This is a genomic window from Pseudogulbenkiania sp. FW507-F1, assembly GCF_058781125.1.
Map to the genome: position 1 here is coordinate 188502 of NZ_JBYSWM010000002.1, position 18127 is coordinate 206628.

18 protein-coding genes are annotated in these 18127 nt (G+C 66.7%); 13 read left to right on the top strand and 5 right to left on the bottom strand.

Annotated features, from left to right (window positions below):
• Positions 1-10 precede the first annotated feature (10 nt).
• The 10 genes from AC3WG5_RS02395 to AC3WG5_RS02440 all read left to right on the top strand — a co-directional run bounded on the left by AC3WG5_RS02395 (position 11) and on the right by AC3WG5_RS02440 (position 8175).
• Positions 11-313, top strand: coding sequence for a malonate decarboxylase subunit delta (locus AC3WG5_RS02395; RefSeq protein ID WP_492567643.1), 303 nt, complete (start codon positions 11-13; stop codon positions 311-313).
• Positions 314-320: 7 nt separating this feature from the next.
• Positions 321-1172, top strand: a complete 852-nt coding sequence (locus tag AC3WG5_RS02400; protein ID WP_492567644.1) for a biotin-independent malonate decarboxylase subunit beta — start codon at positions 321-323, stop codon at positions 1170-1172.
• On the top strand, positions 1169-1990 hold the full coding sequence (gene mdcE, locus AC3WG5_RS02405) for a biotin-independent malonate decarboxylase subunit gamma (RefSeq protein ID WP_492567645.1): 822 nt from the start codon (positions 1169-1171) through the stop codon (positions 1988-1990). Before AC3WG5_RS02400 ends, mdcE begins: the two co-directional genes overlap by 4 nt.
• Positions 1991-2170: 180 nt before the next feature.
• The gene (gene madL / locus AC3WG5_RS02410; RefSeq protein WP_482580686.1) at positions 2171-2563 is read left to right on the top strand and encodes a malonate transporter subunit MadL; all 393 of its coding nucleotides are present in this window, start codon (positions 2171-2173) and stop codon (positions 2561-2563) included.
• 16 nt (positions 2564-2579) lie between these two features.
• Positions 2580-3344, top strand: a complete 765-nt coding sequence (madM, locus tag AC3WG5_RS02415) for a malonate transporter subunit MadM (RefSeq protein WP_492567646.1) — start codon at positions 2580-2582, stop codon at positions 3342-3344.
• A gap of 104 nt (positions 3345-3448) precedes the next feature.
• Positions 3449-4108 carry a malonate decarboxylase holo-ACP synthase gene (locus tag AC3WG5_RS02420; RefSeq protein WP_492567647.1) on the top strand — a complete coding sequence of 220 codons (660 nt, stop codon included), beginning with the start codon at positions 3449-3451 and terminating at the stop codon, positions 4106-4108.
• Positions 4105-5037, top strand: coding sequence for a malonate decarboxylase subunit epsilon (gene mdcH / locus AC3WG5_RS02425; RefSeq protein ID WP_492567648.1), 933 nt, complete (start codon positions 4105-4107; stop codon positions 5035-5037). The genes AC3WG5_RS02420 and mdcH overlap by 4 nt, the downstream gene beginning before the upstream one ends.
• Before the next feature lie 96 nt (positions 5038-5133).
• The gene (locus AC3WG5_RS02430; protein WP_492567649.1) at positions 5134-6108 is read left to right on the top strand and encodes an HlyD family secretion protein; all 975 of its coding nucleotides are present in this window, start codon (positions 5134-5136) and stop codon (positions 6106-6108) included.
• A gap of 1 nt (position 6109) precedes the next feature.
• Complete coding sequence (locus AC3WG5_RS02435; RefSeq protein WP_492567650.1) at positions 6110-7039, top strand: ABC transporter ATP-binding protein; 930 nt, start codon at positions 6110-6112, stop codon at positions 7037-7039.
• Complete coding sequence (locus tag AC3WG5_RS02440; RefSeq protein WP_492567651.1) at positions 7036-8175, top strand: ABC transporter permease; 1140 nt, start codon at positions 7036-7038, stop codon at positions 8173-8175. The genes AC3WG5_RS02435 and AC3WG5_RS02440 overlap by 4 nt, the downstream gene beginning before the upstream one ends.
• A gap of 36 nt (positions 8176-8211) precedes the next feature.
• Here AC3WG5_RS02440 and AC3WG5_RS02445 read toward each other — a convergent pair whose 3' ends face one another.
• The 5 genes from AC3WG5_RS02445 to AC3WG5_RS02465 form a co-directional block, all read right to left on the bottom strand.
• Positions 8212-8919: a DNA-3-methyladenine glycosylase I gene (locus AC3WG5_RS02445; RefSeq protein WP_492567652.1), complete on the bottom strand. Its 708-nt coding sequence runs from the start codon at positions 8917-8919 to the stop codon at positions 8212-8214.
• A 258-nt stretch (positions 8920-9177) separates the two neighbouring features.
• A complete protein-coding gene (locus AC3WG5_RS02450) occupies positions 9178-10335 on the bottom strand; it encodes a metallophosphoesterase (RefSeq protein WP_492567653.1) in 1158 nt (385 codons plus the stop codon).
• 198 nt (positions 10336-10533) lie between these two features.
• On the bottom strand, positions 10534-12000 hold the full coding sequence (locus AC3WG5_RS02455) for a protein adenylyltransferase SelO (protein ID WP_492567654.1): 1467 nt from the start codon (positions 11998-12000) through the stop codon (positions 10534-10536).
• 85 nt (positions 12001-12085) lie between these two features.
• Positions 12086-12547 carry a hypothetical protein gene (locus tag AC3WG5_RS02460; RefSeq protein WP_014087971.1) on the bottom strand — a complete coding sequence of 154 codons (462 nt, stop codon included), beginning with the start codon at positions 12545-12547 and terminating at the stop codon, positions 12086-12088.
• Between the two features lie 23 nt (positions 12548-12570).
• Positions 12571-13467: a LysR family transcriptional regulator gene (locus AC3WG5_RS02465; protein ID WP_014087972.1), complete on the bottom strand. Its 897-nt coding sequence runs from the start codon at positions 13465-13467 to the stop codon at positions 12571-12573.
• 425 nt (positions 13468-13892) lie between these two features.
• Here AC3WG5_RS02465 and AC3WG5_RS02470 point away from each other — a divergent pair, with 425 nt between their 5' ends.
• The 3 genes from AC3WG5_RS02470 to acs all read left to right on the top strand — a co-directional run bounded on the left by AC3WG5_RS02470 (position 13893) and on the right by acs (position 17912).
• Positions 13893-14204 (top strand): DUF485 domain-containing protein, encoded by a 312-nt coding sequence (locus AC3WG5_RS02470; RefSeq protein ID WP_008954293.1) that lies wholly within the window; start codon positions 13893-13895, stop codon positions 14202-14204.
• Complete coding sequence (locus AC3WG5_RS02475; protein WP_294866696.1) at positions 14201-15880, top strand: cation acetate symporter; 1680 nt, start codon at positions 14201-14203, stop codon at positions 15878-15880. The genes AC3WG5_RS02470 and AC3WG5_RS02475 overlap by 4 nt, the downstream gene beginning before the upstream one ends.
• A gap of 64 nt (positions 15881-15944) precedes the next feature.
• Positions 15945-17912 (top strand): acetate--CoA ligase, encoded by a 1968-nt coding sequence (gene acs, locus AC3WG5_RS02480; protein WP_014087974.1) that lies wholly within the window; start codon positions 15945-15947, stop codon positions 17910-17912.
• The last annotated feature ends 215 nt before the right edge of the window (positions 17913-18127 follow it).

An 18127-nucleotide genomic window follows, 5' to 3' on the forward strand; every position in this document is an offset into this window, starting at 1 on the left:
GGAAAGCATCATGGAAAAACACCTATTCGACTACCCCGCCGGCATCCCCGCTGCGGGCCGAGCCCTGGCCGGCGTGGTCGGTTCGGGCGACCTGGAGGTTTTGCTCGAACCGCGCCCGGCGGGCTCCCTGCAGGTCAGCGTCACCACCTCGGTGAACGGCATGGGGCCGGTGTGGCAGGCCCAGCTCGACCGGCTGTTCGGCGCCCGCTTGTGGCCGGCCGCCGCGATCGAGATCAACGATTTCGGCGCCACTCCGGCGGTGGTGCGGCTGCGCCTGGAGCAGGCGTTCGAGTCCCTGGACGAGCGCGAGTGAGGACGACATGACGATATCCGACCTGATTCATCGAGACAGCTTCATCGAGCGCGACGCCCGAGCGCGCGCCCGCGCCCTGCTCGACGCCGGCAGCTTCCGCGAGCTGCTGGGCCCGTTCGACCGCCTCACCTCGCCGTGGCTGGCGCGCCAGGGCATCGTCCCCCAGGCCGACGACGGCGTGGTGGTGGCCAAGGGCACGCTAGACGGCCGGCCGGCGCTGGTGCTGGCGATCGAAGGCGCGTTCCAGGGCGGCAGCATGGGCGAGGTGTCCGGCGCCAAGATCGCCGGCGCGCTGGAACTGGCCGCCGAGGACAACCGCCACGGCATTCCAACCTGCGCGCTGATCCTGTTCGAGACCGGCGGGGTGCGGCTGCAGGAAGCCAACCTGGGGCTCGCCGCCATCGCCGAGATCCACGCCGCCATCGTCGAGCTGCGCCGCTACCAGCCGGTGATCGGCATCAGCGCCGGCACCGTCGGCTGCTTCGGCGGCATGAGCATCGCCGCCGCGCTGTGCAGCTACCTGCTGGTCACCCGCGAGGCGCGGCTGGGGCTGAACGGCCCGGCGGTGATCGAGCAGGAAGCCGGGGTGGAGGAATACGACTCGCGCGACAAGCCCTTCATCTGGAGCCTGACCGGCGGCGAGCAGCGCGTGGCGACGGGTCTGGCCGATGCCTGCCTCGACGACCATGCCCCGGCGCTGCGCGCCCAGGCCATCGCCTGGCTGCACCAGGGCCAGCCGGCCGCGCCGCGCAGCCAGCGCGTGGCGCACTACCTCGCCAGGTTGGCCGAAGTCGACGCCAGCCGCCAGGCCAGCGCCGAAGACGTGCGCGCCATCTACGCCCAGGGAGACCAAGCATGAACCAACACCCCATCCAGAGCCGCGGCGCCGTCTGGCTCGCCGCGCTCACCCGCCACGCCCCGCGTGTCGCCGGCTACCCGGCGGCGCTGCAGGTGGTCGACGCCGAGCTGGCCGGCCGGCCGGCGCGCTATCTCGCCGTGGTGCCGGACCCGGACAACCGCTTCCCACGGGTGCGCAATGGCGAAGTCGGCCTGGTGGAAGGCTGGCAGCTGGCACGCGCCGTGCGCGAGGCGATCGACGCCGACGCCGGCCGCGACGACAAGCGCGCCATCGTCGCGGTGATCGACGTCGCCAGCCAGGCCTACGGCCGGCGCGAGGAAGCCTACGGCATCCATCTGGCGCTCGCCGCCGCCGCCGATGCCTACGCCAGCGCCCGGCTGGCCGGCCACCCGGTGCTCGGGCTGATCGTCGGCAAGGCCATGTCCGGGGCGTTTCTGGCCCACGGCTACCAGGCCAACCGGCTGATCGCGCTGGACGACGCCGGGGTGATGGTGCACGCCATGGGCAAGGCCGCCGCGGCGCGCGTGACGCAGCGTTCGGTGGAGGAGCTGGAAAGGTTGGCCGAAAGCGTGCCGCCGATGGCCTACGACATCGCCAACTTCGCCTCGCTCGGCCTGCTGTGGCGCCTGCTGCGCGTGGAGAACGCCGCCGCGCCCGGCAGCGCCGACCTCGATACGGTCGAGAGCGCGCTGTCCGCCGCGCTGGCCGACATCGCCGCCGAGCCGTCGCGCGGGCTCGCCGGCCGTCTCGGCGCCGCGCCGCGCCAGGCCTCGCTCACGGTGCGCGAGCGCCTGCGCGCGCAGTGGAACGTCGCCTGACACCGGAACATCCACCATTGACGTCAGTCAGGGCGCCCCGGCGGCGCCCGCACCCGGAGGAGATCGTCCCCAACCAGTTGATTCATTGCATCATGTCGTATCCGCCGTACCCTGAAGCCGTACCCAGACAAAACAAAAACCAGGCAGTTGCAACATCCATCTACATAAGGAGATTCAACCATGGTCATTTACGGTACCGCCCTACTTGCACTCTGCCACCTGGCAGGCCTGTTCTTCGGCGATCTGCTCGGCAGCGCGATTGGCGTCAAGGCCAACGTCGGCGGCGTCGGCATCGCCATGCTGCTGTTGATCAGCTCGCGGCTGTGGCTGCACAAGCGCGGCCTGCTGCCCAAGGAAACCGAAGCCGGCGTCGGCTTCTGGGGCGCCATGTACATCCCGGTGGTGGTGGCGATGGCCGCCCAGCAGAACGTGGTGACCGCCCTGCGCGGCGGCCCGGTCGCGCTGCTCGCCGCCGTCGGCGCGGTGCTGGTCTGCGCCTGCTGCATCGCCGCCATCAACCGCCTGGGACAGCACGAGCCGCTCCCGGCCGCCACCCAAGACCAGATTGCCTGAACAGGAGAGTCCCGCCATGTTGTCCATGCTCGAAAAAATGCTGCATCACAACGGACTGGTCGCCGCCTTCGCCCTGGTCGGCATCATCATGGGCCTGTCGGCCTGGCTGTCGCGCCGCCTGACCTTCGGCCGCGTACACGGCTCGGCCATCGCCATCATGATCGGCCTGGTGCTCGCCTACTACGGCGGCGTGCTCACCGGCGGTGAGAAAGGCCTCGCCGACCTGCCCTTGCTGGGCGGCATCGGCCTGATGGGCGGTGCCATGCTGCGCGACTTCGCCATCGTCGCCACCGCCTTCGAAGTGCAGGTGACCGAGGCGCGCAAGGCCGGTCTGATCGGCGCCGTCTCGCTGCTCCTGGGCACCGTGCTGCCGTTCATCGTCGGCGCCGGCCTGGCCTACGCCTTCGGCTACACCGACCCGGTCAGCATGGCCACCATCGGCGCCGGCGCGGTGACCTACATCGTCGGCCCGGTGACCGGCGCGGCGCTCGGTGCCAGCTCGGACGTGATCGCGCTGAGCATCGCCACCGGCCTGATCAAGGCCATCATCGTGATGGTCGGCACGCCGTTCGCTGCCGGCTTCCTCGGGCTCAACAACCCGCGCGCCGCGATGGTGTTCGGCGGCCTGGCCGGCACGGTGAGCGGCGTCTCGGCCGGGCTTGCCGCCACCGACCGCCGCCTGGTGCCGTACGGCGCGCTGGTCGCCACCTTCCACACCGGGCTGGGCTGCCTGCTCGGCCCCTCGCTGCTGTTCCTCGCCACCAAGGCGGTGGTGGGCTGACCCGGCATCCTCCTGCCGTCACGCCGGCCCGGCCGGCACGGCGGCAAGAGTTTGGCGCCCCGTGGGGCGCCGTTTTTCCTGCTGTCGCCGCCACAGGACACGACATGACGCACACTCCCGCCCCACGCCCGCACGACCTGCTGTGGCTCGCCGATCCGGCCGCGCTGTGCCCAGACACCCCGCTGCCCGACTGGGCCGGCGCCGACTGGCTGGCGCGCGCGCCGCTGGTGGTGCGGCGCGCCCCGGCCGGCGCCGACGGCAGGCTGCCGGTCGGGCTGCGCGGGCGCGGGCGCGCGCAGCGCCACGCCACCCACGCGCCACACCACGCCGTGGCGCGGGTGCTCACCCCGGAAACGCTGGCGCAGCAGGCACCGTGGCGCGACAGCCACCTCGCCCCCTGCCCCGCCATCGCGGCCCTGCGCACCCTGGCGCCACAGCTCGACGCCATCGGCCTGCCCTGGGGACCGAGCGGCGGCGTCGGTTTCGCGCTCGCCAGCGGCCTGCCGGTGCTGCGCCCGGACAGCGACCTCGACCTGCTGCTGCGCGCCGCCACCCCGCTGACGCCGCCGCAACGCGCGGCCTTGCGCGCACTGCAAGGCCGGGTGGCGTGCCGCCTCGACATCCAGATCGACACCGGCCTCGGCGGCTTCGCCCTGAACGAATGGTTGGCCGAAGCCCCGCGCCTGCTGCTCAAAACCGACCACGGCCCCCGCCTGGTGCGCGACCCGTGGCATCTCCCCGCACCGCAAGGAGCCACCCCATGAGCGTACTGTTCACCTTTCCCGGCCAGGGCTCGCAGCGGCCCGGCATGCTGCACGCCCTGCCCGATCATCCGGCAGCAAGCGCCACGCTGGAGCGGGCGCACGCCGTGCTCGGCCGCGACCCGCTGCAGCTGGACCATGCCGACGCGCTCGCCTCCACCGTCGCGGTGCAGCTCTGCCTGCTGATCGCCGGCGTGGCGATGGCACGCGTGCTGGCCGCCAAGGGCGCCCGCCCCGACATGGTGGCCGGCCTGTCGATCGGCGCCTGGCCGGCGGCGGTGGTGGCCGGGGCGCTCGACTTCGACGCCGCCCTGCAACTGGTGGCGCTGCGCGGCCGGCTGATGGAACAGGCCTATCCCTCGGGCTACGGCATGGCGGCCATCGTCGGGCTTGGCGTGGCGCAGCTCGAGCCGCTGATCGCGGCGCTGCACACGCCCACCGCGCCGCTCCATCTCGCCAACCTCAACGCCCCCACGCAGCTGGTGGTGGCCGGCGCCGACAGCGCACTGGAGCGGCTGATGGAGTGCGCCCGCCGCGCCGGCGCCACGCTGACGCGCCGGCTGGCGATGAGCGTGCCCTCGCACTGCGCGCTGCTCGCCCCCCCGGCGGCGCAGTTGGCCGAAGCGCTGGCCGCATACCCGCTGCGCCGCCCGGGCCCGCTCTACCTCAGCGGCAGCCGCGGCCGCGTGCTATTCGAGGTGGACGCCATCCGCGACGACCTCGCCTTCAACATGGCGCGCCAGGTGCGCTGGCACGACGCCGTGCGCCACGCCTACGAACGCGGCGCGCGGCTGGCGCTGGAAATGCCCAGCGGCAACGTGCTGAGCGGGCTGACGCGCCCGGTGTTCAGTGACGGCCGCGTGCTGTGCTGCGAGCACAACCGGCTCGACTTCCTGGCGCAGCAAGTGGCCTGCGCCGCCTCGCCAGCCTGACGCCGCGCCCCGGCCCGCTCGATTCCCCTGATCAGGAGCACGACAAAGTAATAAACTGGCGGTATCCACCTTGGCCGATCGAGAGAAGGAACCACCATGAGGATGCTTGGGCAGGGCGGGCCACGCCTGGCGGCGACGGCACTCGCCCTGCTGCTGACCGCCTGCAACCAGGACACCGGCCACGCCTACCAGGGCTATATCGAGGGCGACTACCTCTACCTCGCCGCCCCCGCCGCCGGCTACCTGCAGACGCTCGACACCGCGCGCGGCAGCCGGGTGCAGCCCGGCAGCGCGCTGTTCGCCATCGCCCCCGACCCGGAACAACAAGGGCTGCAGGAGGCCGAGGCGCGCGTGCAGTCGGCCGAACAGAAGCTGCAGAACCTGCAGGAACCGCGCCGCCCGCCGGAAATCGCCGCGATCGAGGCCCAGCTGCAGTCGGCCGAAGCCGCCCTGCGCCTGGCCGCCACCCAGCTGCGCCAGCAACAGGCGCTGGCACGCCAGGGCTTCATCTCGCAGGCCAAGCTCGACGAGGTCACCGCCGCCCACGACCAGGCCGTGGCCCAGGCCGACGCGCTGCGCCAGCAGCTGAAAAGCGCGCAGATCACCCTCGGCCGTCCGCCCGAGGTGCGCGGCGCGCGCGCCGAGCTCGAAGCCGCGCGCGCGCAGCAGGAGCAGAAACGCTGGCAAGTCGAGAAGAAGGCGGTGCGCGCCCCGGCCGCGGGCGAGATCGTCGAGACCTACTACCGCCCCGGCGAATGGGTGCCGGCGGGCCAGCCGGTGGCGAGCCTGTTGCCGGACAACCGCCGCCGCCTGCGCTTCTTCGTGCCGGAAAGCGTGGTCGGCACACTGCGCCCGGGCCAGGCGGTGGAAGCACGCTGCGACGGTTGCCCGGCGCCGATCCGCGCCACCGTGGCGTTCATCGCCGCGCAAGCCGAGTACACCCCGCCGGTGATCTACAGCCGCGGCAGCCGCGAGAAACTGGTGTTCCGCGTCGAGGCCTACCCGGCGCCGCAGCAGGCCGCCGCGCTGCGTCCGGGGCTGCCGGTGGACGTCAGCCTGGTCGGGAGGTGACATGGAACTCGCCATCGACGTTAGCGGCCTCAACAAGCATTTCGGCGACAAGCATGTGGTGCGCGACCTGTCGCTGCAGGTGCGCGAGGGCGAGATCTACGGCTTTCTCGGCCCCAACGGCAGCGGCAAGACCACCTCGATCCGCATGCTGTGCGGCCTCTTGACGCCGGACAGCGGCAGCGGGCGCTGCCTGGGCTACGACGTGCTGACGCAAAGCGCCGAGATCAAGCGCCAAGTCGGCTACATGACGCAGAAATTCTCGCTGTGGGACGACCTCACCATCGCCGAGAACCTCGACTTCGTGGCGCGCATGTTCGGCATGCGCGGCCGGCGCGAAGCGGTGGACCGCGCCCTGGACGATCTCGGCCTGGCCGGACGCCGCCACCAGCTCGCCGGCACCCTGTCCGGCGGCTGGAAACAGCGCCTGGCGCTGGCCGCCTGCCTGCTGCACCAACCGCGGCTGCTGCTGCTCGACGAGCCCACCGCCGGCGTCGACCCCAAGGCGCGGCGCGACTTCTGGGAGGAAATCCACCGCCTGTCGGCGAGCGGCATCACCATCCTGGTGTCGACCCACTACATGGACGAGGCCGAGCGCTGCCATCGCCTCGCCTACCTCTCATACGGCAACCTGCTCGCCGCCGGCACCGCCAGCGAAGTGATCGCGGCGCAGCAGCTGGCCACCTGGGAGCTCAGCGGCCCCGACGTCACCGGCCTGGGAGAAGCGCTGCGGCAACTGCCGGGGGTGGAACAGGTGGCGAGCTTCGGGACGCGCCTGCACGTCAGCGGTTCCGACGCGGCGCTGCTGGAGGCCGCGCTGGAGCGCTTCTGCCGCGAGCATGGGCTGCGTCTGGCGCAGGTCGACTCGACGCTGGAAGACGTTTTCATCCAGCTCATGCGCCACCGCCCCGACCCGTTCGAGGCCGCGTCATGAAGCGCTTTGCCCTGTCCCGCCCCTCGCTGCAGCGCTGGCTCGGCATCGTCGTCAAGGAATTCATCCAGCTCAAGCGCGACCGGCTGACCTTCGGCATGATCATCGGCATCCCGATCATCCAGCTCTTGTTGTTCGGTTTCGCCATCAACTCCGACCCCAAGCACCTGCCGACGGCAGTAGTGATGGCCGAGGCCAGCCCGTACGCGCGCGCCTACCTCGCCGCGATGCGGAACAGCGATTATTTCGACCTGGTGGGCAGCGTCGAGAGCGAGGCGGAGGCCGCGCGCCTGCTCGACCGCGGCGACGTGCAGTTCGTGGTCACCTTCCCGCCCGGCTTCCAGCGCGCGCTGGTGCGCGGCGAGCAGCCGAGCCTGCTGGTCGAGGCCGACGCCACCGACCCGGTGGCGGCAGGCAGCGCCATTTCCGTGCTCAACCACCTTGGCAACGAGGTGTTCACCCCGGACCTGCCCGGCTTCCACCCGCCGGGAAAACAGCTGATCGAGCTGCGCCTGCACAAGCGCTACAACCCGGAAGGGATCACCGCGTACAACATCGTGCCAGGGCTGATGGGCGTGATCCTCACCATGACCATGGTGCTGATGACCGGGCTCGCCATGACGCGCGAGCGCGAGCGCGGGACTTTCGAGAACCTGCTCGCCACTCCGGCCACACCGCTCGAGGTGATGACCGGCAAGATCGTGCCCTACATCCTGATCGGGCTGATCCAGGTGTCGCTGGTGCTGCTGGCGGCGCGCTGGGTGTTCGACGTGCCGATGCTGGGCAGCCTGGTGCTGCTCTACGCCGTGGTGTTGCTGTTCATCTGCGCCAACCTGACGCTCGGCATCACCTTCAGCTCGATTGCGCGCAACCAGCTGCAGGCGATGCAGATGACGTTCTTCTTCTTCCTGCCGTCGATCCTGCTGTCGGGCTTCATGTTCCCGTTCCGCGGCATGCCGGAGTGGGCCCAGGTCATCGGCAACTGCCTGCCGCTGACCCATTTCCTGGTGCTGGTGCGCGGCATCCTGCTCAAGGGCAACGACGTGAGCCTGCTATGGCCGCAGGTGTGGCCGATCCTGGCGTTCATGGCGGTAGTGCTGGGGGTGGGGCTGAAAACCTTCCGCCGCACGCTGGATTAGGCGCCGCCAACAAAACGTCGAAGCGTGATGGTCTTACTAAAACCGCGGATTAATACTCAACGACAACATAGCCGATAGCTGGCACAACTGCCTTCCGGAGCTTTGCTGCAACTCATTGAAAGCATCCTGTACGATTTGCAGATCGCGCTGACTGGTGGGCTCATGGCCAATAATGCCTGCCGCCATCAGGCGTGCAATCACATCACTGGTCAATAAAAAAGTGTCCTTCCCGGCCAAGCGTAAAAATCCGGCGGCCGAGCGGCCGCCCAGGCGAGAGCCACGTTTGGCCAACAAACGCCATAAGCCAACGATGTTGGCACTCGGCCAGTCGGCAATGAACGCGCCGAAACTGCTGCCATGCTCCTGGCGGATATCCAAGATAAACTGGGCATTGTTTGGAATAGTTTTTAGCTTGGTACGATCGCGGATAATCCGGTCATTTTTCATATGACTTTCTATATGTTCCGGACTGAGCAACACCATTTGCTCGGGGGCAAAGCCCAAAAAGGCTTTTTCAAATTCAGGCCACTTGGCATCGACCACCGAGTGTTGCACGCCAGCCTGAAATACCCGCTGGCTCATGGCAGAAAGATAGCGATCATCGCCCTTATGCTTTAGCTCTTCAGGCGTGAGCGCTTTGGGCAGAAAAGCCTCCATGGCCTCGTCAGAGTCAAAACGCTGACGTACAGTGTCGTAAAGCCAGCGATAGTTAAAGACCATGCTTATTTCGTTCTGCTTCAGCATCTAATGCCCCATCTCATTTGATCGTACTTTGTGATACCCGTTGCGTGAAGGAAATGGCCTGAAGTGCTCAGGTGGAGGCTTCCTTGTTTTCCCGTGTTTCTTAATCGGGATGGGAACAAGCCTTCCCCCTCCCACGCCACCGTGCGCAATGCCATCTCTACTTTCGGGTGACAATGCTGCCACTTGCGCAAAGCCAAACCGTGCATGAAGCCGATTTGGGGCGGAGGAGACACCCCATCGTTTTATCGGACAGCGTTGCTAACGGCTGGCTTCCCGCGCCGCCACCAACCGCACCAGCGTGATTTCCGACGGCGCGCCGAAGCGTTTCGGCGGCCCCCAATAGCCGGTGCCGCGGCTGGTATACACCCACAGCGCGTCGAGGCGATGCAGCCCGGCGGTGTACGGCTGCTGCAGGCGCACGAACAGGTTCCACGGCCAGAACTGCCCGCCGTGGGTGTGACCGGAGAGTTGCAGGTCGAAACCGGCGGCCGCCGCCGCCGGTGCGCTGCGCGGCTGGTGGGCGAGCAGGATGCGCGCACCGGCTGCCTCAGGCGCCCCCTCGAGCGCGGCGTGCGGGTCGCTGCGCTGCGCCGGGTCGAAATGATGCGCGCCGTAGTCGGTGACGCCCGCCACCACCAGTTCGGCTTCGCCATGACACAGCACCACGTGCTCGTTTTCCAGCACCCTCAGCCCCAGCCGGCGCAGTTCCTCGACCCAGGCCGCGGCGCCGGAATAGTACTCGTGGTTGCCGGTGACGAAGTAGGCGCCGTGCCGTGCCGTGAGCCGGCTCAGGGGCGCGGTATGCGGCGCCAGCTGCTCGACGCTGCCGTCGACCAGGTCGCCAGTCACCGCGACCATGTCGGCCTCGAGCCCGTTCACCGCCGTGACGATCGCCTCCAGATAGCCACGCTTGATGGTGGGACCGACATGGATATCGCTGATCTGGACGATGGTGAAGCCGTCGAGGGCGGGAGGCAGGCCGGCCAGCGGCACCTCGACCTCCACCACGCGGGCGCGGCGGCGTGCGTTCACCAGGCCGACCAGGCTGACCAGCCCCGCCAGCAACGGCACCGCCAGCGCCGAGTCGCGCACCAGCGTTGGCAGCTCCGCCGCCGGCAGTGCCAGGGCGGCGATGCCCAACGCGATGTCGCGCAACAACGTCAGCACCAGCAACGACGAGAACACGCCCATCAGCAGCAAGCCGGCCCACGCCAGGCGGTCGGCCAGCGGCTGGCGTTCGATACCCCGCGCCATCAGGCCGAGCGGCATCAAGACGCAGGACAACGTCAGCGCCAGCACCCCCAGCCCCCGCCCCACCGGGCCGAGCGGCAGGTCGGGCAGCAAGCGCACGCCGATATAGGCGTGCAGCAACAGCAGCAGGCTGGACGCCACCACAATGAAACGGCTTGGCCGCATCACGACTCCTCGATTCAGATCATCGCCCCGCGCGCTGGCGATGAGGCACGGCGACAGCGCCCGCTCGCGCAGGGACATTAGAGGGTTGGACATCGATGCCTTCGGCATGGTTCGCGTCGACACCGTCAACACGAGCCAAGGTTGGCCGAAGCCCGTCCGCCACCGCGGCGGACCAGCCCGGCACGACACGCCATCGACTCAGCTGGAGCAGCTGACGCTGATCTGCTCGGCCCACTCCGGCGGAAAACCGGCGTACGCCTCGAACTCGGGCTGTTCGTCGAACGGTTTTTCCAGGCAGCGCCCCAGACGCTCGATCTCGCTGTAGTCGCGCTCGTCACGCGCCTTGGCGATCGCCGCCTCGGCCAGGTAGTTGCGCAGGATGTACTTGGGATTGACGCGGTTCATGCGCACGGCACGCTCGGCGTCGACGCTGGCCTCCCACGCCAGCCGCTCGCGGTAGCGCCGGGCCCAGGCGTCGAACTGCTCGCGCTCGACGAACAGGTCGCGCACCGGCGCGTTCACGGCGTCGTCCTGGCGGAAACCGGCCAGGCGGCGGAAGAAGATAGTGAAGTCGGTGCGGTGCGCGTGCAGCGTCAGGAACAGGCTGTTGATCAGGTCGGCATCGTCGTCGTGCTCGGCCGTGAGGCCGAGCTTGGCGCGCAGCCGCATCAGGTGCGCCGCCTCGAAGGTGTCGCGGTAGCTGCCGAGCACCGCCACCAGCTCCTCCTCGCTCACCAGCGGCAGCAAGGCCGAGGCCAGGCAGTGCAGGTTCCACAGCCCGATCTGCGGCTGCTGGTTGTAGGCGTAACGCCCGGCATGGTCGGAGTGGTTGCAGATATGCGCGGCGTTGAAGCCGTCGATGAAGCCGAACGGACCGTAGTCGATGGTGAGGCCCAGGATCGACATATTGTCCGAGTTCATCACACCGTGACAGAAGCCCACCGCCTGCCACTGCGCGATCAGTTCGGCGGTACGCCGCGTCACCTCGGCGAACAGCGCCAGATAAGGGTTGGCGGCCTCTTGGCAGGCCGGGTAATGGTGGCGGATGACGTAGTCGGCGAGCACGCGGATTTCGTCATGCATGCCGCGGTGGTAGAACAGCTCGAAGCTGCCGAAACGCAGGAAGCTTTCCGCCACCCGCGTCACCACCGCCGCGGTTTCCGTGGTCTCGCGGTACACCGGCTCATCCGAGCCCATGATCGCCAGCGCCCGCGTGGTGGGGATGCCGAGATGGTGCATCGCCTCGGAGCAGAGGAACTCGCGGATGCTGGAGCGCAGCACCGCGCGCCCGTCGCCCATGCGCGAGAACGGCGTCAGGCCGGCGCCCTTGATCTGCCACTCCATCAGGCGCCCATCCGGCGCCTTGGTATCCCCCAGCAGCAAGGCGCGGCCATCGCCCAGTTGCGGCACGTAGACGCCGAACTGGTGGCCGGAATAGATCGCCGCCACCGGTCGCATATCGGGGCGCAGCAGCGAACCGCTCAGCACACCGACGGCGTCGGCAGCTAGCAGCGACTCGCCGGCCACGCCGAGTTCGGCCGCCAGCGGACGGCTGACGGCGACCAGGTAAGGGTCGGGCAAGGGGGTAGGATCGACGCGGCGGTAGAACGCCGGCGGAAGTGTCTGGAAACGTTGGCCGAAGCCGAGTGAGGAAAAAGCGTTCATGCCCCATTCTAAACATTGGGGCGCGCGATAAACACCTGACAAGCAAGAGGGTTTTTGACGCCCCGAGCCGGGCGCGGCGCTCGCGTCAGCGCAGCTTCCAGGCGTGGCGCATATCGTGCGCCGCCTTGACCGTCGCCGACGAAAAGCTGGTCGAAGCGAAATGGCCCACTTGGCGCGACGCCTTCGACAACGCCCCGTACGAGACATCACTCAGTTGCAGCGCCTGGCGCACCACCGCCATGGAAGGGTGCAGGCTGTCGTGCTCCAGCTTGTCGAGCACGGTGCGGTTCAACGCCGCCACCCATTTCTCGGTCACCTGCATCAGGCGATGCTGCGAATCGAACGGCACCTGGCTCAGCGACACCCCGGCCAGCAAGGCGCTGTCGAGACGGCGCTGGATTTCGTTCTCGGCCAGGGGGTAGGCCGGTTTCAACACCGCCGACCAGCTCTGGTAAACGTCGCGCTGCGCGTCCAGCCAGCGCCGCTGGCTGGCTTCCAGAGCCTTGAAATAGGCGGCCAGCGTACCGGCCATCAACTGATAGGTCATGCCAGCCTCCCAGGAGGGAATCATCAATGCGGGGACGACGGTGCAAGCTGCCAGACCGCCGCCAGTTCTTCCAGCAATACGTCGAGAATCAGATCGCCGACGCGGTCGGCAGGATAGACGAACTGCAGCTCGGCCAGCTTGCAGATGCCCGGCACGATGGTCACCAGCCCCTTGTCGGCGGCCGCCTGCGCCTCATCGGCACGTGCCAGCGCCAGCCCGACACCGGCACAGACCATGTCGAGGATGGTGTTCACATGGTCGCATTCGGCGACCTTCTTCGGCGAAATGTTCAGTTCACGCCATACTTCAGAGGTGATCTTGCAAAGACTTGAGAACTGAGAAATCCCGACCCAGGGCAGTTTGCCCAGCTCCTTGGGCACCGTGATATCGACCCGGCTCTCCCAGCCCTTGGGCATCACGATGACGAAGGGTAATTCGGTCAGCAGTACCGTATTGACGTTGATGTAGGGGTTCTTGCCCAGATAGAAGCCGGCATCCAGCTCCTTCTTGCGCACCAGGTTGAGAATGCCGCCGGTCACGCCGTGCTGCAGGCGCAGGTCGAGCAACGGGTATTTCTCGGTCAGGCGCGCCACCCACGCCCCCAGCTTGAGGATTTCCGGCGTCAGCGACACCCCGATCAGCGCCTTGCCGGACAATTGCCCCTTGAGGTGGCGGGCGTGATTGAGGATGTCCTTGGCCGATTCGAGAATCGACTGCGCGCGCGGCAGCAGCTCCTGCCCCGCCCGCGTCAGCATCACGCCGCCGGTGGTGCGCTCGAACAGCGCCATCCCCACCTCCTCCTCCAGCGCCTTGATCTGGGCCGTTACCGCCGGCTGGGACAGGTGCAGCAACTCCGCCGCCTGCGTCAGATGGCCCTGCTGGGCCACCGTGACAAAGGTACGCAACTGATAGATTTCCATTTAGCTCTCGTTCGCAAGCACCGGGCTGTCTGTGTTTTTCTATGGCCCCGACCCGGCGGGGAACCTATTGTTGATCCATCGGAAAGACGAGACAAGCCCCCGTGCGCATCGGCGCAACACCGGGATAACCCCGATTGCAAAATGGCTTAAAGCTATGACAGCCATTCCCAGCCCCTTGTTTTCCATGGCCTTTTTTACGCCACACCGTTCCGGCTAATTTCCCCCATCAAAAAAAACGATCACGCCCCTCCCACGAGGCAAACCAAGCATTTGCTCAAGGTTAAGTGTTTGTTTTTATTTAATTTTTGCGTCGCAACATCCACTCAACAAATTTTCCTGATCAGAAAAAGCGATTAGCCGCTCTCCAGCGCTCCTCGTAAGGTTGCAACAGCGGTCGACGGATCGCCATCACAAAGGAGGATGCAATGAACGAAGATGTTCTGAAGCGCGTGCAATCCAACCCCAAATTTTTAGAGCTCGTTCACAAGAAGACGAGCCTGGGTTGGACGCTGAGCGCAGTCATGCTGGTGATCTACTACGGATTCATACTGTTGCTGGCGTTTGCCCCGAAAGTGCTCGGTACGCCGCTCAGTGAGGGCAGCGTGACCACCGTGGGCATTCCGATCGGCGTACTGATCATTCTGTCGGCATTTGTTCTGACCGGCGTCTACGTGCGCAAGGCCAACACCGAATTCGACCAACTGAACCAGGAAATCGTTGAGGAGGCAAAACAATGAAAAAACCCCTGACCACCCTGGCCTTGGCCGGCCTCGCGCTGGCACCGGCACTGGCGTTTGCCAGCGGCGCCATCGAAGGTGACGTAGAGAAGCAGGCGACCAACTGGCACGCCATCATCATGTTCTTCCTGTTCGTCGCGTTCACCATGGGGATCACCTACTGGGCCGCACGCCGTACCCGCTCCGCCAGCGACTTCTACACCGCCGGCGGCGGCATCAGCGGCTTCCAGAACGGCCTGGCGATCGCCGGCGACTACATGTCCGCCGCCTCCTTCCTCGGTATTTCCGCCATGGTGTTCGACAAGGGCTTCGATGGCCTGATCTACTCCATCGGCTTCCTGGTGGGCTGGCCGGTGATCCTGTTCCTGGTCGCCGAACGCCTGCGCAACCTCGGCAAGTTCACCTTCGCCGACGTCGCCTCCTATCGCCTGCAGCAGATGCCGGTACGTACCTTCGCCGCCACCGGCACGCTGGTCGTGGTGGCGCTGTACCTGATCGCGCAGATGGTCGGTGCCGGAAAGCTGATCCAGCTCTTGTTCGGCATGAGCTACTCGTCCGCCGTAGTACTGGTCGGCGTGCTGATGGTGCTGTACGTGACCTTCGGCGGCATGTTGGCCACCACCTGGGTGCAGATCATCAAGGCCGTCATCCTGCTGTGCGGCGCCACCTTCATGGCGTTCATGGTGATGTCCTCGGTCGGTTTCAGCCCTGAAGCACTGTTCCAGAAAGCCACGGCAATCCATGCTAAGGGCATCGCCATCATGTCCCCGGGCAAGGCCGACCCGATCGACTCGATCTCGCTGGGCCTCGCCCTGATGTTCGGTACCGCTGGCCTGCCGCACATCCTGATGCGCTTCTTCACCGTGTCCGACGCCAAGGAAGCCCGCAAGTCGGTGTTCTTCGCCACCGGTTTCATCGGCTACTTCTACATCCTGACCTTCATCATCGGTTTTGGCGCCATCATGCTGGTGCTCAACCAGCCGCACTTCATGGAAACCATTGTGAAGAACGGCAAGGAAGTGACCCAGCTGGTGGGCGGCTCCAACATGGCAGCCATCCACCTGGCCAACGCCGTGGGCGGTGACCTGTTCCTGGGCTTCATCTCGGCGGTCGCCTTCGCCACCATCCTGGCAGTGGTAGCCGGCCTGGCCCTGTCCGGTGCTTCGGCGGTATCGCACGACCTGTACGCCTCGGTGATCAAGAAGGGCAAGGCCAACGAAGCCGACGAAATCCGCGTCTCCAAGATCACCACCGTGGTCCTGGGCGTGGTCGCCATCGTGCTGGGCCTCTTGTTCGAGAAGCAGAACATCGCCTTCATGGTCGGTCTGGCGTTCTCGATCGCCGCTTCGGCCAACTTCCCGATCCTGTTCCTGTCGATGTTCTGGAAAGGTCTGACCACCCGCGGCGCGGTGATCGGCGGCTTTATCGGTCTGATCTCGGCGGTGCTGCTGATCGTGTTGGGCCCGGCAGTGTGGGTCGACGTGATGAAGCACGAAGCCGCCATCTTCCCGTACAAGAACCCGGCCATCTTCTCGATGCCCCTGGCCTTCGCCTTCACCTGGCTGTTCTCGGTGCTGGATAACTCGAAGCAGGCCAGCGAAGAAAAAGCCAAGTTCGACGCCCAGTACGTCCGTGCCATGACCGGCATCGGCGCCACCGGTGCGTCCAAGCATTAATCTGCAACTCATGCCCGCCGCACCCGCCAGGGTGCGGCATCCGGCACGCTACAAGGAGAACACAATGTCCACCCTCGAATCGATCCTGAAAGAAACCCGCAGCTTCCCGCCCTCCGACGACTTCCGTCGCAAGGCCGGCATTTCCGGCATGGAAGCCTACAACGCGCTGTGCGAGCAGGCTGACGATCATTACCTGTCGTTCTGGGGGGACTTGGCTCGCGAACAGATCACCTGGAAGAAGCCGTTCTCACGCGTGCTCGACGACAGCAACGCCCCGTTCTTCAAATGGTTCGACGACGGCGTGCTGAACGTCTCCTACAACTGCCTCGACCGCCATCTGCCGCTCAATGCCAACAAGATCGCACTGATTTTCGAAGCGGATGACGGCGAAGTCACCCGCGTCACCTACGCCGAACTGCACCGCCGCGTCTGCCAGTTTGCCAACGGCCTGAAGAGCCTCGGCATCGAGAAGGGCGACCGCGTGGTGATCTACATGCCGATGGTGATCGAAGCCATCGTCGCCATGCAGGCCTGCGCCCGCATCGGCGCTATCCACTCCGTGGTGTTCGGCGGCTTCTCCGCCGGCGCCGTGAAGGACCGTGTCGAAGATGCCGGCGCCAAGGCCGTCATCACCGCCAACGAAGGCCTGCGCGGTGGCAAGACCGTTCCGCTCAAGGCCACCGTCGACGAAGCGCTGGCCATGGAAGGCACCTCCAGCGTCAAGAACGTCATCGTCTACCAGCGCACCAACGGCGGCGCCAACTGGACCGAAGGCCGCGACGTATGGTGGCACAAGCTGGTCGAAGGCCAGTCCGAAGCCTGCGAGCCGGAATGGATGAACGCGGAAGACCCGCTCTTCATCCTCTACACCTCCGGCTCCACCGGCAAGCCGAAAGGCATCCAGCACAGCACCGCCGGCTACCTGCTGGGTGCGGCCAACAGCTTCCGCTGGGTGTTCGACTACAAACCGAACGACGTATTCTGGTGCACCGCCGACGTGGGCTGGATCACCGGCCACTCCTACATCTGCTACGGTCCACTCGCCAACGGCGCCACCCAGGTCGTGTTCGAAGGCGTGCCGACCTACCCGGATGCCAGCCGCTTCTGGAGCATGATCGAGAAGCACAAGGTCACCACCTTCTACACCGCGCCGACCGCCATCCGCTCGCTGATCAAGCTGGGTGCCGATCTGCCGAAACAGCACGACCTCTCCAGCCTGCGCCTGTTGGGCACCGTGGGCGAGCCGATCAACCCGGAAGCCTGGATGTGGTACTACGAAGTGGTCGGCGGCAGCCGCTGCCCGATCGTCGATACCTGGTGGCAGACCGAAACCGGTTCGGTGATGATCGCCCCGACCCCGGGCGCCGTACCGACCAAGCCGGGCTCGTGCACCCTGCCGCTGCCGGGCATCATGGCCGACATCGTCGACGAATCCGGCGCCCAGGTGGAACCGGGCCGCGGTGGCTTCCTCGTCATCAAAAAGCCGTTCCCGAGCCTGGTGCGCACCATCTGGAACGACCCGGAGCGCTTCAAGAAGACCTACTTCCCGGAAGAGTTCAACGGCCAGTACTACCTCGCCGGCGACTCCGCCAACCGTGACGAAAACGGCTACTTCTGGATCATGGGCCGTATCGACGACGTGCTGAACGTCTCCGGTCACCGCCTGGGCACCATGGAAATCGAATCGGCGCTGGTTGCCAACCCGCTGGTGGCCGAAGCCGCGGTGGTCGGCAAGCCGCACGAGGTGAAAGGCGAAGCCGTGGTGGCCTTCGTGGTCCTGAAGGGCGCCCGTCCGGAAGGCGACGAAGCCAAGAAGGTCGCCGCCGAACTGAAGAGCTGGGTGGCCCACGAAATCGGCAAGATCGCCCAGCCGGACGACATCCGCTTCGGCGAGAACCTGCCCAAGACCCGCTCCGGCAAGATCATGCGCCGACTGCTGCGCTCGCTGGCGCGGGGCGAGGAAATCGTGCAGGACGTCTCCACGCTGGAGAACCCGCAGATCCTCGGCCAGCTGAAGGAAACCGTGTCTTGATACCAACTACCTGTTCCTGATGTATCTGTCTGTGTGAAACAGGACTTTGCCCGGCGCCCGCCGGGCTTTTTTTTTTGCGCACCCCGCTCGCGCCCCTTCCCCCTAAACGTCAGGCATGAGCTTCGGCCAACCCCTGTGCCGGCCTGGCCGCGCGCGGGTCATTCACCGTTGGCCTCGCGGCCAACGGAATAGCGTCACCGGGCCCGACGAACGCG

Bases quoted from the DNA above. Each gene is read 5' to 3' on its own strand.
- AC3WG5_RS02395 (WP_492567643.1), top strand. From the start codon at position 11: ATGGAAAAACACCTATTCGACTACCCCGCCGGCATCCCCGCTGCGGGC.
- AC3WG5_RS02400 (WP_492567644.1), top strand. From the start codon at position 321: ATGACGATATCCGACCTGATTCATCGAGACAGCTTCATCGAGCGCGAC.
- mdcE (WP_492567645.1), top strand. From the start codon at position 1,169: ATGAACCAACACCCCATCCAGAGCCGCGGCGCCGTCTGGCTCGCCGCG.
- madL (WP_482580686.1), top strand. From the start codon at position 2,171: ATGGTCATTTACGGTACCGCCCTACTTGCACTCTGCCACCTGGCAGGC.
- madM (WP_492567646.1), top strand. From the start codon at position 2,580: ATGTTGTCCATGCTCGAAAAAATGCTGCATCACAACGGACTGGTCGCC.
- AC3WG5_RS02420 (WP_492567647.1), top strand. From the start codon at position 3,449: ATGACGCACACTCCCGCCCCACGCCCGCACGACCTGCTGTGGCTCGCC.
- mdcH (WP_492567648.1), top strand. From the start codon at position 4,105: ATGAGCGTACTGTTCACCTTTCCCGGCCAGGGCTCGCAGCGGCCCGGC.
- AC3WG5_RS02430 (WP_492567649.1), top strand. From the start codon at position 5,134: ATGAGGATGCTTGGGCAGGGCGGGCCACGCCTGGCGGCGACGGCACTC.
- AC3WG5_RS02435 (WP_492567650.1), top strand. From the start codon at position 6,110: ATGGAACTCGCCATCGACGTTAGCGGCCTCAACAAGCATTTCGGCGAC.
- AC3WG5_RS02440 (WP_492567651.1), top strand. From the start codon at position 7,036: ATGAAGCGCTTTGCCCTGTCCCGCCCCTCGCTGCAGCGCTGGCTCGGC.
- AC3WG5_RS02445 (WP_492567652.1), bottom strand. From the start codon at position 8,919: ATGCTGAAGCAGAACGAAATAAGCATGGTCTTTAACTATCGCTGGCTT.
- AC3WG5_RS02450 (WP_492567653.1), bottom strand. From the start codon at position 10,335: ATGCGGCCAAGCCGTTTCATTGTGGTGGCGTCCAGCCTGCTGCTGTTG.
- AC3WG5_RS02455 (WP_492567654.1), bottom strand. From the start codon at position 12,000: ATGAACGCTTTTTCCTCACTCGGCTTCGGCCAACGTTTCCAGACACTT.
- AC3WG5_RS02460 (WP_014087971.1), bottom strand. From the start codon at position 12,547: ATGACCTATCAGTTGATGGCCGGTACGCTGGCCGCCTATTTCAAGGCT.
- AC3WG5_RS02465 (WP_014087972.1), bottom strand. From the start codon at position 13,467: ATGGAAATCTATCAGTTGCGTACCTTTGTCACGGTGGCCCAGCAGGGC.
- AC3WG5_RS02470 (WP_008954293.1), top strand. From the start codon at position 13,893: ATGAACGAAGATGTTCTGAAGCGCGTGCAATCCAACCCCAAATTTTTA.
- AC3WG5_RS02475 (WP_294866696.1), top strand. From the start codon at position 14,201: ATGAAAAAACCCCTGACCACCCTGGCCTTGGCCGGCCTCGCGCTGGCA.
- acs (WP_014087974.1), top strand. From the start codon at position 15,945: ATGTCCACCCTCGAATCGATCCTGAAAGAAACCCGCAGCTTCCCGCCC.